Genomic DNA, 15,879 nt, shown 5'->3' on the forward strand with positions numbered 1-15,879 from the left:
TATAAGATTTTACTTAACCCAATCCTGGCATATCTTTACGCCTTCTGCAGCATTAGTGGTGAAAGCATCTGCACCTATCTGTCTGCAGGCATCTGCGGTAACAGGATTACCACCGATAATTATCTTTACACTGTCTCTAAGTCCTGCCTCTTTCAAGGCATCTACTGTTTCCTTCATAGATTCTAGTGCCAGTGTTAATACTCCGCTCATTCCAACTACAAAAGGCTTTATCTCTTTGACTTTTTCAACAAATGCATCTGCAGGTTGGTCAATTCCTATATCAACTACTTCAAAACCTGCAGCCTCAGCCATACTCTTAAATATGTTCTTGCCAATGTCATGCAAGTCACCGGAGACGGTGCCCAGTAAAATGACACCAACTTTTGCAGCATCACCCGAGCCTAAAATCGCCTTTAACTTGCTAATCGCATTTGTGAGTAATTCCCCTGCAAAAATTAGATCACCTACAAAATATTCGCCTTTATCAAACATGTCACCTACTGCAGTCATTCCTGCCTGGCATGCGGCGACGACTTTTTGAGCTTCCTCTTCGGAAGGGTTTGTGGCGATGGACTCTTCGATAAATGCCAATACCTGCTCTTCATCCAATTCGCCTACAGCCTCGGTTAATTTAGTAAGATCAATCATTTTTATACCTCCATTGATATAGAATTTCTTAACTTTTACATTATCTTTAAAAAGGTTTCATACCTGCATCTGTCTTAATCATATACCGGAAAGCCAGCCGCCTATCTGCCTGGCCTCTGCCATTACTTCGGTTTGCTTTTGCAAGTTCTCCAGCTTATCTGCCCCTGCAAAGATAAGTATTTTATATTCACTAAATCCAAGGAATACAAGATTTTTACCCATATGTTCAAAATAGTGATAAAACATAGAAGTGTCCGGCCTATTCTGAGTTACCGCAATCAGGACTTTTTTACCCGGAGCCAGATTAGTGCGGTAACCCGCACCTAGAAATGGCATAAAACGGTCAACCGCCAGTTTCAATTGTGCAGACATCTGCCACATATATACGGGTGTACCAAGTATGATACTGTCGGCACTCTCAATCTCGTCATATAACACCTGCATATCATCTTGTAAAACACATCGTCCCTTTACCCTGCAACTGTAACAGCCCTGACAGCCTTTTATCTTCATACCGTTTAAATGGTATGACTTAACTTCGGCTCCCTGCTCACGTGCCACCTTAATGACTTCATCGATCAGGGAAGCAGTTTTCCCTTGTTTATGAGGGCTTCCATTTAGGGCAACAATCTTTTTTACACTCATACCTATGCCTCCAAATATTTGTTTTTTTATCAGGCTTCATAACCTGCCTTAAAAGCAGCCTTGTTCATTTCCTTTGTGTGAGAAGGAACCGATGCCTCTACAAGCCCTTCCCAGTCTACTCCTGTAATATTGAGCGCTTTGGCGAGAGTACCTAGAAGAACTATATTTTGAGAACGGACATTGCCAAGTTTTTCAGCTATTTCAGAAGCTTTGACTACCTGAACATTACCAACTACTTTTGTCAGTTCCGCGACGATTCCCTTTGGATATTCAGCTTCGCCAATCTGTACCTGAGCAGGATAAATTTCTTTTGCATCCATAATAATTTTTCCACCCTTTCTCAGGAATGGAAGTGCTCTTAAAGCTTCTGACTCCTCAAATGCCACAATAATATCGGCATCGCCTTTACCAACGATGGGAGAATAAACTTTTGGTCCGAACCTAAGCTGTGTAGTAACCGAACCGCCTCGCTGAGCGGCACCATGAATTTCGCTCATTTTCACATCATAATTCTTTTTAAGAAGGCCTTGTGTCAGTATTTTTGTTGCAAGAACCGTACCTTGTCCGCCCACGCCTATTAAAAGAATGCTAGTTATCGTCATAATTATTCACCAACTTTCGAAATCGCATTAAATTTACATTGCTGTACACAGAGGCCGCACGCCGTACAAGCATTCTTATCTGTAATAACTGCTTTATTATTGATAAATGAAATAGAGGGGCAAACAAGTTTTATGCAGCTTTTGCATCCTACGCACTTATCGGGGTCCACTTCGCAATACTTATTGGCGTTTTCTTTTACAACTGATTTAATTAATGCACACGGATGCTTTGCAACTATAAGGAAAGCATCATCAACTTCATAGGCTTCGTCCAATGTTTTATGCATATCTTCCTGATTAATAGGATCAATAACTCTTATGTTCTCTTCCTTAATACCCACGCCAATAGCTACTCTAACAATGTCAACCGCCTTAATATCATCTCCCATTAAGTTGGAATCATTTCCGGGATGCAGCTGATGACCCGTCATAGCGGTTGTTCTATTATCGAGTACGGCAACTACTACATTGGCATTGGTTTTAACAATATCCACTAAGCCCGTAATTCCCGAATGGAAAAATGTTGAGTCTCCAATGGCAGCAATAACCTTACGTTTATCGCCCTGCTGTTGTAATGCCCGGCTGAGGCCGTTTCCTGCCGAAAAAGAAGCGCCCATTACAGAAATAGCATCATAACCGTTGAGCGGTGGGTTGTATCCCATTGCATAACACCCAACATCAGCATAGCAAACATATTGATCTCGGTGTTTACCAAGTGCAAAATAAAATCCCTTGTGAGGACATCCTGCACAGAATACAGGGGGACGGTTGGGAGCATCAAACGATGCTGTATAACTTTCATGCAGCTCGCCGGTGAGGGCTTCTCTGATAATTGACGGGTTTAATTCTCCACATGTAGGTATTCTATCTTTGCCTATGCAGTTTACCCCCAGCGATTTCACATACTCTTCCAAATACGGATCATTTTCTTCCACAACATAAATGGTTTCATAATCCTTTGCAAAGTCAACTATCAATTTATCGGGTAACGGATACGACAGACCTATTTTAAGATAGGAAGCAGTATCACCAAACACCTCTCTGGAATACTGATAAGAAATTCCGTTCGCTATAATGCCAATCCGGGATCCGGCATTATTTTCAACTATGTTATATTTGCAATTATTTGAGAACTTTTTAGCCAGGCTTAAATTTTCTTCAAGCTTACGATGGTTGGCATTTACGTGATTTGGCATATTGGAGAATTTGCCAAAAATACGTTCATATTTCTCTAGTTTGAAACTATCCCTATCATATAATTCTACTATACTCTTTGAGTGTGAGACTCTCGTTGTCGTTCTTACCAATATAGGAATATCGAATCTTTCACTGATCTCAAAGGCCTCTTTTGTGAAATCCTTGCACTCCTGGGAGTCAGAAGGTTCCAGCATAAGAATTTTTGCATGCTTAGCATAATATCTGTCATCCTGTTCATTTTGTGAACTGTGACAACCCGGGTCGTCAGCACAAAGAATAACTACTCCCCCCGTAACTCCCTGATAAGCCATAACAAAAATTGGATCTGTAGCTACATTCATACCCTGGGCTTTCATTGTTGTAATGGCTCTTGCGCCTCCAATGCTTGCCCCAAATGCCATTTCTGTTGCAACCTTTTCATTCGTTGCCCAATGACAATATATATCATTTAAATATTCTGTTGATATTGCTTCAATAATTTCGGTACTCGGCGTTCCAGGGTAACCTACGGCATACGTACAGCCTGCTTCATATGCACCTCTGGCAACAGCTTCATTACCACTAAGAATAGTTTTCTTCATAGTAACTTCCTTCCTTTTGTCAATTTTATTTTTTTATTCAATTATCAACTTATATCTTTCTTGCATTTTCTTCACCGTTTATAACCCGATAAATACCTCCGGCCAACGACACCATTTCATGTTCACCTGCCAGTACATGGACGGGAGCTATAAACTCCACCCTATCTTTGATTTTACCGGTAAATTTTTGTGAATATGCAATTGTTCCTGTTAGTGTAATAGCATCAACTTTCCCCGACACCACTACTGACAATTTTCCAATCGATTTTGCTACATTAAGAGCCATTGCTTCATAAACAATATTTGACCATTCATCTCCACTATCGAAGGCTTTTTCCAGCTTTAAAAAATCTGTGCTTCCCATAAGAGACATCAGTCCTCCGGAGCGTGTTAAGACAGTCATAATTTCATTTTTTGTGTATTTATGTTCGAAAATAAGATCAATGAGCCTATAGGGGGGTATAAAGCCTGCCCTTTCCGGGCTGAATGCACCTTCATCATCCGAGATAACATCGATGATACGCCCGTTGCTATGTATGGCAAAACTGAAACCGCTGCCCAAGTGGGCAATAAGAATATTGGCTTTGTTATAGTCTTTTCCTATAATTTTTGCTGTTTCAATTGCCATTGCGCGCATATTCAAATTATGAGCCCTGCCGCGGCGGCGTATTTCATTGATTCCGGTAATACGTGACACATCATTAAGCTCATCTGCAGTAACAGCATCATATATATATGACTTTATTCCAAGCAGATTCCCGATACTATATGCAAGCGGTGCCCCCAGATTGGATGCGTGGTCTATATCCGCTTCCTTAAGCCTTTGCAGCATCTCCTCTGTTACTTCATATGCACCGGCTTCAATTCCCAAAAGATTTCCGCCTCTGGCAGCAATTGCAGCTACATCGTTTAAATCCTCGCCTTTTTCCTTGAGTAGATTTATGATGGCATTTAAGCGTCCTTCAAACTGGTCCTTTATCACCGGATATGATTTAATAAAATCTTCATCAAGTACTATATGCTCATTCCATACTTCCTTTAAATCGTCATACATGGTGACACGCATGCTTGTACCGCCAGGATTGATGGCTAAAATTTTCATACACAGCCTCCTTTGCCTGCCGCCAGACTTGCCAGTGCCAGGGATAAAATCTGCTCTTCTGTTGTGCTGCCTCTGGAAGGTGCGATTACCGGTACCCTGCAGCCTGTGATAATAGTCGCTGCTCTGGCTTTTTGATGAATAACAAGTGACTTGACAAAAATATTGCAGCAGTGAATATTAGGAAACAGAAGTACATCAAAATTTCCTGAGTGCTCACATTTAAACTTTTTAATGGCTGCAATCTCCGGACTCATACAAATATCGTATGAAAGAGGCCCTTCGACGGCACAATCACCCAGCCCTCCTGCCAATGAAGCTTGTTTAAGCATTGCCGCATCCACCGTTTCAGGCATTTCTTCATCCACCGTTTCCTTGCAGCACAAAACGGCAACCTTAGGTTTCTCATATCCTATTGCATGAAGAACATCAACGGCATTTATTACAATCTGTTTTTTCTTTTCATAATCAGGATAAGTCACCATGCCTCCATCGGTACAAATAATCAACTTGTGATAACCTGCAAAAGACATGAGCGCTACATAAGACATGATCCTGCCTATTCTTAATCCATTTTCTTTTTTTACAATAGGCCTCAAAAAATCAGATGTTTCCATCATACCTTTCATTAAAAAATCAGCTTTCCCATCTCGCACCAGATCAACCGCCATTTGCGCCTCTTCACCATCCGGAGAGTCATATATTTCATAATCGTTGGGATTTTGCCGCGAATCCATCAATGTGTTCTTAATTTTCTTTTCATTTCCCACGAGAATAGGCAGTGTTATTCCTTTCTCTTTTGCTGCAAAGAGGAAACCCAGCACATGGGCATCTGCGGCATTCGCAACAGCAACACGTGAAGTTTGATTTAATCTTTCCGCAGCCTTGATGATTCCATCAAAGTCTTTATATTCCATTGTCCTTTCCCCATCCTTCTTGCTGAATTATTAATACTTCTTATTCTTGTTAAACTTATTTATTCAGGGATAGCAATTTTTATCTGCTATCTCTGAATATGGTTTCAGTTAAAACGGTACTTTTCACAGAATAGCGCTGGCAATAGGGAAAAATACTATTAAGAGCACCAAATATGCTACAATTACCATGGGCAGACCAAGTTTAACACCATCTTTTACCTCAAGATATCCGGAGGTATAGCACAAAGGTGCACATACATATGCTGACGGGAATATAAATGCAACATTAACAACGATTGACAGTATAATCCCGAATGCAGCCATATTTAACTTTCCGCCTGCAGCGTTGACTGCTTGTATAACCGGAAGAAATGCAGACCACATTAACGCCTGAACAACAAGATTTGACATGAATTGTGTTATTGCGATTGCCAGAAGCATGGCAATGAACACCAGCGTTCCTGGAGAAACATTTTGTGCAACCGGTTGAAAGAGGTTGCCCAGGAATTTGCTTATACCTGTAACAGGGCTGTTTAGGGTATTTGCAAACGACTGGATACCTACGATAAAGATAAGCGTAGGAAGAGATATTTGATATATCTTTTTCTTAAGATCGAGAACCGGTTCAACTACTGCAGCATTATCTTCGCGTTTAACACGGACTATTGACAGAACTGCAATACCCAGCAAAGGTGGTGCAACCATTCCTACAGTCTTGAAGTATGCACTGATGCCCGGTAATATGGGAGCCATGGCGTCCGGCATCAGCCACATAATCACAACTGCAATGAATACGGCAAGGCTGATCTTCGCTTGAATTGAAAGGGGTTTCATTCCTTTTATACGTTCTTCGGGATCATAAGCAGCAAATTTTGAAAAGTCAGGTTTAACGAATATCTTCAGTGCCAGGATAGTAAGTGCGAAGAAGAATATAGCGAATGGAATGCCTATTGCCATGAATTGGACGAAGGAAACGGTACTATGAGCATCATTAAGAAAACCAAGCATGAGAACGGCGATAGGGTGAGAAATTGGTGTTGCACCGTATCCTATAACAACCAGCCACAATACGGCAGCAACCAGCGCCTGGCCGAACTTGGAGCCTTTTTCGTATCCGAGTTCCTGACATAGGCCGTCTACCATAGTTAAATAAATTAGTGTTACCGGTACGCAGTCAAGGAACATTGCTATCAAAAGGCAGGATAACAGGAAAAGGGTTATAAATACCCAGGGTCTGCCTTTGCATATCTTCCTTGAAATAAACCAGCTTGCTATATGCTGGATAACCCCTGCATCCACTAAGGCAGCATTGAGAAGCATTCCGGCCAAAACATAGGCAAAACAAAAGTTTCCAAAAGATACTGCAAGCATATCTGCCTGTGATAAAACGCCCGCCATAATCATTACTGCCGGCGCCAACAGTGATGACCAGTCGACCCCTACGAATATCCACAGCCAAATTGTCCCCATAAACAATGCAAGAACTGTCACACCCTTATCAGTAAGGCCATTTCCGGCTGGAAGAAAGATTCTTATTACCAGGAAGATTGCCAAAGAAATAAAAATATGAAGATAATTTTTTTTAATAACTTCCAGAGAGAGAGAAGTATTAAGATTGCTTTTTTTAATAATTTCCGACATTTTTTTCCTCCTAAAATAATTTTATCTGACAGATCATTTGATGGTTGTTAAAGGTTAATTATGTAATTATTTTCACTAATTAAATCTCAATAAGCATCAATGTTAAGTCAAAAACAAATTTCTTTCTTGATTCAAGTGAATCTAAAAATGTCTCATCAATCTCAAGCTCTTCAAGCAAATTGGCAATTTTATTTTCTTCCATAAAAATTCTCCTTTCCTCCTATCTGTAATCATGCACTAATTGGAACACTGCGGACATGTTTTCCTTGCATAAATCTGCAGCTGACAGCCCTCCGAATTCTGCACCAAAAATGAATCCCCCACCGGGTGCACACTCATCAATAATTCTTTTAGCCATATCAAGACACTCTTGATTTGATTTATATCTGTACGCCGTAAAAGGTATTCCTGCTTCAATTACAATGTGATGACCATACTTTTTCTTAATTTTAATAGGATCTTCTTTTTCTATATTAAGAATAACAGCGCCCTTCGGAAGCTCTAGGAAATAGTCGTAAATATGTTCGCAGTTGCCCTGAAGCTGAACCCAGGTTAAAGAGCCTTTCTCATAAGCATGCATAAGCATTTGCTTAAATCCAGGCCAGTAAAATTTTTCGAACTGCTTACGGTTTAAAAACATAGGCGCATGTATTGTGCAAAAGCCATGCGGGACAGGTTGGCTTAAGTTTGTCATGGGTTTCAAATAAATAGGCATTAAGGCTTCACATGCCTGAATAACTTTTTCTGGCTGACGCCTAATATCAACCAAAGTATTGGCAACACCTCTGATTCTATCTAAAAGTACATCAAATGGAACATACACTTTACCGCCGTTATAACCGATTATTCCGTATTTGTCTTTTGCCAAAGCGCTGTATTTTGCCATGGAACTTTTGAACCGTATGAAAGCTTCACTTACGGCGCGCAATAGTTCATAACTGGAATCGTGTCCTTCGACTAGATGGGGAAATTTTCTGGGGAATAAAGTTCCTGTGATAAATTCCATTGGATCAGCAATAAGTTTGTCATATTCATAACCCTCCATAGGAACATTTTCCTTATACTGCACAGTGATACCATCTTTACTTACAAAGAAAGTATCTCTTCCTAAAATCCAGATGGCTTCAAGTGCATTTAGAAGAGGAATTGTAAGTAGGTCTACATCATAATCTTTGTAAAATTCCGAACATGCTTCAGCGTAAAAATCACCGTTATAAACGCACCTTTTTACATTGGTGCCTGCCCATGCTATCTGGGCTGTATGAAAATTGACACCAACTGGAAGACGTTTAGGTTCTCTCATGCAAACCGCATCGGTATAATTCTTCAGGCGCTCTTCATATTTCTGCTGAACTTCTTTATTTGTAAACATATTTACCTCCATTATTGTAATAATATCCTTATATATACAAATTTCCCTATTGGGGCAGAGCAGATCTTTGACATTGCTTCTTAATTTCTTTTGGAAGTTTGAAAACGCAATCAAAAGCCTGTCCTATTTATCCTGGTAGCTCATTGCATCCTTCGAACCTTTCTCATGTATGTGCATAGGTATTTTTTGAAATGAAGTTAAAAGAATTTTTAACAATCTTTAGTACATTTATTGCCCAATAATTATAATATATGTATCTCTACCCAGTCTTCAAAGAGATTGCAAAATGCTGCCTATCTAAAAGGTTAAAAAGTTTAAATCGTCAATGATATTTCAAGTTCTGTGGTATTTGTTATGTCCCAAAATACCCTTCTTAAATTTCGTCCATATTCTCTTTTATAGCTCATGTTCCCACCTCTCTTATGATTAAAATTGCCATTATATCCCCCCTTTTGAAAGTTTATTACCGTAATAAATTCTAGTAAATTTTTATATAATACTAATATTATCTTTATTATACTATATTGCTTATGTATGTCAAATATTTATTTGATTCATTTATTTATATATCTAGTATTAATTGCGACAGGCTTTAATGATTCTATTAAACTTTTGGATGAAATGCTCTGTAATGACAGATAAAAATGATTCACTCAGAATATAGAAAGAAAATATTAAAACTAATATTGGAGAGAAAAAAAAAGAGAATTCAGGACATTTAATAAATTAATCTACATAGAAATGATAAGGATTGGTTTTATATAGCAGGTGTAGATGATATGTACCATAGAAAAGTTGTTGGAGAATTCTTTCGTTTAGCAGGATAATCTAAGAAAATATCATATAGAGCATAATATGCATAAACGAGCTGTCACCTATAATGGACACGCCAAAAGTTCAAGCCACCACCTAAAGGTGATGGCTTGTGTAAAATTCTAAGGTAATAATTTTATGTTAGAAAAATCATATTTTTTTAGTTCATCAACATGGAATATAATTGATTCAACGACCCCTTCCCGCGTTGCCGGAGTTTCGGGCATTACCCGGTAGACATCCCAAAGTCTTGTACGCATATGTTGTTTTAGAGTAACATGACTATATATGGATGCCATACTGAAATCCCCTTCTTCAATAAACATTTTATCCAGAGCCTGAAACATTCCCACATTACTTTCCGTGTAATACTTATGCTGCTCAGGATTTATACGTATACTTTCGTAATCGTACAGCAACCGAAACGACTCATGAGAAAACTGCCTCATCATGTTCCATAAAACAGGCTGTCCCAGAAGCTCATAATAGAATCTTCGGGCAGCGTCATCATTCATAATATTGATATCCTGTATGCAAAGGTTATAGAGTCTCCTAGAAAAAAAATGCTCAATTGATAAATTAGACAATTCCACCCATGCTTGAATATTTTTAATATAAGTTAGATAGAAATATTCTACCAGGCTGTCTTTTGTGGGAAAGTAATAAGTCATATTCCCCGGTGATATACCCAGTGAAGCGGCAACTTTTGTAATTCTCATATTTGTGTAGCCATCACGCCTAAAAAGTTCGGAGGCTTTGCTGATTATCTTCTCTTTTATTGATATTTGTACGTTTTTTGGTTCCATTATATACTCCTATAATTATTAAAATTTTTTCAACAACCGCCAAATGGCAGATAAGTTTTAATATCAAGAGTAGATATCTTAATCCACTAGTATATTATTATATTTTACTAATGGATATAATTATAAACTAACACCCAAAAATAGTCAATCTTATAAATCAGTTTACGGTCTCTCACATGACTCACTCAGCTTTATTACTTTTGGCAAACCTTCAAAATTTCAAAGTATACTTCAAATCACGAAAGGATGTCTCTATTACCCATCTCATATGATAAATCCTCTTTATGTCTTCTGATTCAAACTCATCAAAGCTAAGATTACTGATGATAGTTTCATATTCGTTTTCCTTGATTTTGAATCTTGTCAGCCTGAAACCTATAGGGTAATGTTCATTTTTACTATCCATGAAATTAAACCTTACTTTTGATGGCAGATAGTGATATAGCTGCGGATTTGCTTTTGTTTTTTTATTCTATTTTCTAGTCATTTACACATAATTGCCTCCTTAAATATGATTCATTTAAGGGAACGTTGCCACATATTAGCAGAAAAAAGGCAAGTGTTTTTTATTTATTTTCAAGAAAAAACAGGGGCATATTTTGATATACTCCTGTTTATGATATTGAACTGTATTAATTGTCTTAACTAAATGACATTAGGCGCAGCCTGTGGTATCCGTTACACAATAAAATAAACTTCCTTGATCAAGGAAGTTTATTATTTATTGCTTAACATTTATACCAATGTAGAATGTTTAGAATATATCATGTGATTTTACGGTATAAACAATATTGATTTCGAAAATTCGTAGGGTATTATCTTTAGCCCACCTTTTGTTTTAACCTTAATTTATCGGCTACCATGGCGATGAATTCGGAATTCGTGGGCTTGCCTTTGCTGTTATGTATGGTATATCCAAATATTTTATTAATTGTTTCTACCTGACCTCTTGACCAAGCAACTTCGATGGCATGACGGATTGCCCTCTCTACGCGGCTGGCGGTAGTATTGAATTTCTTTGCTATGGAAGGATACAGTTCTTTAGTAACGGCACTTAAAAGCTCAACATCATTTACAACCATAAATATGGCTTCTCTTAAGTACAGGTAACCTTTAATGTGTGCGGGCACACCAATTTCGTGTATTATGTTGGTGATTTCTGATTCTAAATTATTATTCAGCAGATTTGAATTGTGTTCTTCAGTATAAGCTATTGTTCTTCTGCTTTCATGACTGGTGTAGGTGCCACTGAACATTTGCCTTATCCTGTTGGCAAACACCTCTAATTCAAAAGGTTTAACAACATAGTAATCTGCCCCAAGGTTTATAGCTCTTTGAGTAATTTTATCCTGGCCTACCGCTGAGAGAATAATTATTTTTGGAATAGAAGCAGGATCGTAACTGTTTAATCTTTCTAACACACCTAAACCATCTAAATGCGGCATGATTATGTCAAGAACCAATATATCGGGATTTTCCTGGGAGATTAGTGCTAACGCTTCTAAACCGTCCTTTGCAACCCCTACTACCTCGAAATCTTCCTGTTTTTTTAAATAGTCGCTTAAGATATTGCAAAATTCTTTATTGTCATCTGCAATAACTATTTTGATTTTTTTTTCTTCCATTTACTTATCCTCCTTTTCAATTTATTTCCAAATGTTAGCAATTATTTAATTCGACAAAGTATAAAATTTTCCTTCTCAAAAATTGTATTTTTAAAAATTTTTTTTTGTAAAATGCAATTTTTTTATATAAAAATTAAATTTTAGTATTTTTTCATTAAATAATATATGTATATAAACTCCTAAATAGTACAATTAATGCTAAAATGGCAGTTAAATGTTTTCATTTAACTGCCATTTAATGCAGATTGGCAAATTATTTTTTTAATTCTATACCGGCTTCCTTTAACATCCATTCTATATATATTCCGTAACCCATATCCGGCCTGTTGATAAAAACATGGGTCACAGCTCCTACAAGCCTTCCATCCTGAATAATGGGACTGCCGCTCATTCCCTGGACGATACCGCCTGTTTTTTGCAGCAGCTCTTCGTCAACAACTTTGATTATCATGCTTTTAGGATTGGGTTTGCTCTGTGGTGTCAGCTTTTCTATAACAATATCATATTCTTCTATGCTTGTGCCGTTAATTGTTGTCAATATTTTTGCCGGACCTTCCTTTATCTGATTTTGCAGACCTACGGGAATTGGCTGACTGTAAATATTATTGACAGGATTTTTAAAGGTCTTGCCGTATATACCTGACGAAGTATTCTTCTCTATTGTTCCTAAATCTTCTTCATCATCCAAAAAAAGACCCCGTAATTCGCCCGGCCTTCCCCTCATGCCCGGCTGAATTGATATAATTTTTGACGGTACTATTTTTCCTGAGTCAACAGTCATTATTACCCCAGTATCCACATCTGTTATTGGATGGCCTAAGGCACCAAATGTATCATTATGAGGGCAGTAAAAGGTCAATGTGCCTACACCTGCCGTTGAATCCCTTATCCAGGCACCGATTTTATAACGGTTATCCTCCTTGGATTTAACAGGCTTTACATTGATTTCTAGTTCTTTTTCTTTCCGTATAATCGTAAACTTTAAAATCTTGCCTTCGCAGGAGTTTATAAGTTTAGAAACATGGTCCCCGTCTTTTACTAAGTGATTGTTTATCTTTAAAATTGTGTCTCCTATCCTTATACCTGAATCAGTGCAGGGGCTTAATTCTATCCCTTCTGCTGATTCAACTTTTGACGTACCTACTACCATTACACCTTTGGTATTGAGCTTTACTCCAACGGACTGACCGCCGGGAATTACGCTTACCTGAGGGATTACATTAATAGTTACATGCTTAAGGGGAATAATACCTAAAAAACGTATGCTTAAATCTGTTTTGCCGTTTTTTTCTGATTGAATCTTAAATGGAGACGATAAGTTTAAATTGACTTTATCTCCATTAAGTTCGCTGCCGTTGAGCTTTATATCGCTCCCAGTGGAGTCCACACTTACATTGATGGGAAGCCTTACATCAAATAAATGATTTTCTCCTTCAAGAAGGAATATATTGTTGGGCATTTGAGACATCTTGAGTAAGATAATAAAAAAAATAAAAATTGTACAGCAAAAAGTATATAGTACAACTTTATTGAGCCGTGCTCTGTACAATTCAATCACTCTCCAGTCATCCCACAGAAGTCATCCTCTCCTCATAAACTCACGTTTATATGTTTAAATTAACCTTTTTAAAATTGTTTTATACTATAATAAAATTTTCATTATTGGTAATTAAGCTGAAACTTTCATAAATTAATCTTGAATTTACATAAAAAAAAGAGGAACAATAAATATAGTTCCGCTTTAATTTGCTTTTTTAATTTTTTGAGACATAATAAGCATCTCTTCGGCATGCTGTAAAGTAAGGGCGGTTATTTTTGCTCCTACAAGCATCCTGGCTATTTCATTTATCTTTTCTTTATGATTTAATATTTTGACACTCGTATTAGTTTTATTGCCATCTGATGCTTTGGATATATAAAAATGGGTATCCGCCATGGAAGCAATCTGCGGCAGATGAGTAACGCATATAATCTGATGGCTGCCTGATAATTGCCGCAATTTTTCACCTACGGCCTGTGCGGCTTTACCTGAAATACCCGTATCAATCTCATCAAAAATAAGGCTGGGTATTTTATCGGTATATGCTAAAACGGTTTTTACTGCCAGCATTATACGGGATAGTTCACCTCCGGAGGCAATTTTTGATAAACTTTTTTCCGGTTCTCCTATATTGGTGGATATAAGAAAGGTTATAATATCCACTCCCTTATCATTGCAAACTATCTGTCCGTCTTTTTTTATGATTTCAAAATTAACCACAAAACGGCTTTTATCCATACCCAGAAACTTTAACTCATCTTCTATACCTTTTTCCATTCTCCGTGCTGCAGCATGTCTTTCCTCCGATAATCCAGCGCTTATATTAAAAAGGATTTTATTTTCTGAATCAAGGCGTGCTTTAAGGCTAGATATTCTTTCTTCGCTGTTTTGTATATTATCAATTTCTATATAGATTTTTTCCCTGTATTTAAGTATATCCTCTATGGTTGAACCATATTTGCGCTTAAGCTTGTTTATGGTATCCAAGCGATATTCCACCTGATCTATCAGTTCGGGATCAAAATCGATTTTTTCCCTATATCCTCTGATATCATTAATGGCGCCTTCAAGTCCGTAATATGAGTCTTCCAATGACTTATGGATTTCAGAAAGCTTCTCATCCAGATTCATAATACTTTTAAATTCGGATAAAGTTTTTCCAAGCCTGTCAAAGACCGAAGGTTGCTCTTCGCTCTCGTATAAATTATTATAAGAATCATTAAGTACAGAAAATAATTTACCTGAATTTAAAAGCAGAGTTTTTTGTTTGTTAAGGTCCTCTTCCTCGCCTGTCTTAAGCTTGGATTCATCTATTTCCTTAAGCTGATAATTTAACAAATCCAGCCTTTGCTGCCTTTCCCTGTCATCCCCCATTATGGATTGAAGCTCCCTTTTTATATCCTGGACATTTGAATAAACAACATGTACCTCATCTTTTAAAATGTGAAGCCTTTGACTTCCGAACATATCTAAAAGCTCCATATGATTTTCTTCTTTTAAAAGAGATTGGTGTTCATGCTGGCCGTGAATATCAATTAAGTGGCTTCCTATGCTTTTAAGGACAGAAGTTGTTACCATCTTGCCGTTTATACGGCAGATGCTTTTACCGGATACATTGAGCTCTCTTGACAGTATGATTATATCTTCATCAATGTCTATTCCGTTTTCCTCCATAATATTCTTCAAAGGGGAATTACTAATGAATTCAAAAATACCTTCCACGTATGTCTTTTCATAGCCGTGCCTTATGATTTCCTTTGAAGCGCGATCACCTAATATAAAGTTTACAGAATCGATTATAATAGATTTTCCTGCGCCGGTTTCTCCTGTCAGAATATTTAAGCCTTTTGAAAATTCAAGTTTCAAGTCTTCTATTAATGCAAAATCCTTTATATGTAAATTCAGGAGCATTAATAAACCCTCCTATGCATTAATCAGCTTTTTAAATTTGCCCACAAGCTCTTCAGCTTTTTCGTTGCTTCTTGTAAGTACAAATATGGTATTGTCCCCTGCCAATGTACCTACAATGCCGTCCCAGTTTAAGGAATCGATGGCTTCAGCTGCAGATGGGGCAGAACCTGATATTGTTTTCATGACAATCATGTTATTCACATAATCAATCATAAGAACGGTCTGGGAAAAAATTGATATCAACCTGTCAGAAAGCAAATTTTCCGTAGGGGCAATGGCAGCATATTTATAGTTGCCGCTGTTTGATAGCACTTTGATAAGCTTCAGCTCTTTAATATCACGGGAAACTGTAGCCTGCGTCACGTCTATGCCGGATTTTTTAAGCTCTTCAGCCAAATCTTCCTGAGTCTCTATTTCCTTATTGTTGATAATCTCCAGAATTTTTGCATGTCTTGCTATTTTCATCTGTTAGCTATCCTCCG

The 15,879-nt window shown here is 37.7% G+C and carries 15 protein-coding genes; all 15 read right to left on the reverse strand.

The genetic code is table 11. The features are described 5' to 3' along the window. Positions 1-9: 9 nt before the first annotated feature. A complete protein-coding gene (locus OXPF_RS06770) occupies positions 10-648 on the reverse strand; it encodes a cobalamin B12-binding domain-containing protein (protein ID WP_054874444.1) in 639 nt (212 codons plus the stop codon). Between the two features lie 78 nt (positions 649-726). After that, positions 727-1,293, reverse strand: a complete 567-nt coding sequence (locus tag OXPF_RS06775) for a flavodoxin family protein (RefSeq protein WP_054874445.1) — start codon at positions 1,291-1,293, stop codon at positions 727-729. Positions 1,294-1,322: 29 nt separating this feature from the next. Continuing rightward, on the reverse strand, positions 1,323-1,895 hold the full coding sequence (locus tag OXPF_RS06780) for an indolepyruvate oxidoreductase subunit beta (protein ID WP_054874446.1): 573 nt from the start codon (positions 1,893-1,895) through the stop codon (positions 1,323-1,325). Positions 1,896-1,897: 2 nt separating this feature from the next. Further along, complete coding sequence (locus tag OXPF_RS06785) at positions 1,898-3,673, reverse strand: thiamine pyrophosphate-dependent enzyme (protein ID WP_054874447.1); 1,776 nt, start codon at positions 3,671-3,673, stop codon at positions 1,898-1,900. Between the two features lie 49 nt (positions 3,674-3,722). Further along, complete coding sequence (gene buk, locus OXPF_RS06790; protein WP_054874448.1) at positions 3,723-4,775, reverse strand: butyrate kinase; 1,053 nt, start codon at positions 4,773-4,775, stop codon at positions 3,723-3,725. Beyond that, positions 4,772-5,689 carry a phosphate acyltransferase gene (locus OXPF_RS06795; RefSeq protein ID WP_054874449.1) on the reverse strand — a complete coding sequence of 306 codons (918 nt, stop codon included), beginning with the start codon at positions 5,687-5,689 and terminating at the stop codon, positions 4,772-4,774. Before OXPF_RS06795 ends, buk begins: the two co-directional genes overlap by 4 nt. Positions 5,690-5,812: 123 nt before the next feature. Next, positions 5,813-7,330: an SLC13 family permease gene (locus OXPF_RS06800; RefSeq protein WP_054874450.1), complete on the reverse strand. Its 1,518-nt coding sequence runs from the start codon at positions 7,328-7,330 to the stop codon at positions 5,813-5,815. A 79-nt stretch (positions 7,331-7,409) separates the two neighbouring features. Next, positions 7,410-7,532: a hypothetical protein gene (locus OXPF_RS23345; protein ID WP_278308358.1), complete on the reverse strand. Its 123-nt coding sequence runs from the start codon at positions 7,530-7,532 to the stop codon at positions 7,410-7,412. A gap of 18 nt (positions 7,533-7,550) precedes the next feature. After that, positions 7,551-8,702 (reverse strand): uroporphyrinogen decarboxylase/cobalamine-independent methonine synthase family protein, encoded by a 1,152-nt coding sequence (locus OXPF_RS06805; protein WP_054874451.1) that lies wholly within the window; start codon positions 8,700-8,702, stop codon positions 7,551-7,553. Positions 8,703-9,637: 935 nt separating this feature from the next. Further along, on the reverse strand, positions 9,638-10,321 hold the full coding sequence (locus tag OXPF_RS06810) for a TetR/AcrR family transcriptional regulator (protein WP_054874452.1): 684 nt from the start codon (positions 10,319-10,321) through the stop codon (positions 9,638-9,640). A gap of 211 nt (positions 10,322-10,532) precedes the next feature. Continuing rightward, a complete protein-coding gene (locus OXPF_RS21675; RefSeq protein ID WP_083479735.1) occupies positions 10,533-10,727 on the reverse strand; it encodes a transposase in 195 nt (64 codons plus the stop codon). A 415-nt stretch (positions 10,728-11,142) separates the two neighbouring features. Continuing rightward, the gene (gene spo0A, locus OXPF_RS06815) at positions 11,143-11,946 is read right to left on the reverse strand and encodes a sporulation transcription factor Spo0A (RefSeq protein ID WP_054874453.1); all 804 of its coding nucleotides are present in this window, start codon (positions 11,944-11,946) and stop codon (positions 11,143-11,145) included. Between the two features lie 253 nt (positions 11,947-12,199). Beyond that, positions 12,200-13,495 (reverse strand): SpoIVB peptidase, encoded by a 1,296-nt coding sequence (spoIVB, locus tag OXPF_RS06820; RefSeq protein ID WP_423230561.1) that lies wholly within the window; start codon positions 13,493-13,495, stop codon positions 12,200-12,202. A gap of 192 nt (positions 13,496-13,687) precedes the next feature. Then, positions 13,688-15,397 carry a DNA repair protein RecN gene (gene recN / locus OXPF_RS06825; protein ID WP_054874455.1) on the reverse strand — a complete coding sequence of 570 codons (1,710 nt, stop codon included), beginning with the start codon at positions 15,395-15,397 and terminating at the stop codon, positions 13,688-13,690. A 12-nt stretch (positions 15,398-15,409) separates the two neighbouring features. Beyond that, complete coding sequence (locus OXPF_RS06830) at positions 15,410-15,862, reverse strand: arginine repressor (RefSeq protein WP_054874456.1); 453 nt, start codon at positions 15,860-15,862, stop codon at positions 15,410-15,412. Between the last annotated feature and the right edge of the window lie 17 nt (positions 15,863-15,879).

The sequence above is a fragment of the Oxobacter pfennigii genome (genome assembly GCF_001317355.1).
Classification (GTDB): domain Bacteria; phylum Bacillota; class Clostridia; order Clostridiales; family Oxobacteraceae; genus Oxobacter; species Oxobacter pfennigii.

What these genes read in the sequence shown, in the direction of transcription:
- OXPF_RS06830 (WP_054874456.1), bottom strand. Translation starts at nt 15,862, where the DNA reads ATGAAAATAGCAAGACATGCAAAAATTCTGGAGATTATCAACAATAAG.
- OXPF_RS06795 (WP_054874449.1), bottom strand. Translation starts at nt 5,689, where the DNA reads ATGGAATATAAAGACTTTGATGGAATCATCAAGGCTGCGGAAAGATTA.
- OXPF_RS23345 (WP_278308358.1), bottom strand. Translation starts at nt 7,532, where the DNA reads ATGGAAGAAAATAAAATTGCCAATTTGCTTGAAGAGCTTGAGATTGAT.
- spo0A (WP_054874453.1), bottom strand. Translation starts at nt 11,946, where the DNA reads ATGGAAGAAAAAAAAATCAAAATAGTTATTGCAGATGACAATAAAGAA.
- OXPF_RS06810 (WP_054874452.1), bottom strand. Translation starts at nt 10,321, where the DNA reads ATGGAACCAAAAAACGTACAAATATCAATAAAAGAGAAGATAATCAGC.
- OXPF_RS06770 (WP_054874444.1), bottom strand. Translation starts at nt 648, where the DNA reads ATGATTGATCTTACTAAATTAACCGAGGCTGTAGGCGAATTGGATGAA.
- OXPF_RS06805 (WP_054874451.1), bottom strand. Translation starts at nt 8,702, where the DNA reads ATGTTTACAAATAAAGAAGTTCAGCAGAAATATGAAGAGCGCCTGAAG.
- recN (WP_054874455.1), bottom strand. Translation starts at nt 15,397, where the DNA reads ATGCTCCTGAATTTACATATAAAGGATTTTGCATTAATAGAAGACTTG.
- OXPF_RS21675 (WP_083479735.1), bottom strand. Translation starts at nt 10,727, where the DNA reads ATGGATAGTAAAAATGAACATTACCCTATAGGTTTCAGGCTGACAAGA.
- OXPF_RS06785 (WP_054874447.1), bottom strand. Translation starts at nt 3,673, where the DNA reads ATGAAGAAAACTATTCTTAGTGGTAATGAAGCTGTTGCCAGAGGTGCA.
- OXPF_RS06775 (WP_054874445.1), bottom strand. Translation starts at nt 1,293, where the DNA reads ATGAGTGTAAAAAAGATTGTTGCCCTAAATGGAAGCCCTCATAAACAA.
- OXPF_RS06780 (WP_054874446.1), bottom strand. Translation starts at nt 1,895, where the DNA reads ATGACGATAACTAGCATTCTTTTAATAGGCGTGGGCGGACAAGGTACG.
- buk (WP_054874448.1), bottom strand. Translation starts at nt 4,775, where the DNA reads ATGAAAATTTTAGCCATCAATCCTGGCGGTACAAGCATGCGTGTCACC.
- OXPF_RS06800 (WP_054874450.1), bottom strand. Translation starts at nt 7,330, where the DNA reads ATGTCGGAAATTATTAAAAAAAGCAATCTTAATACTTCTCTCTCTCTG.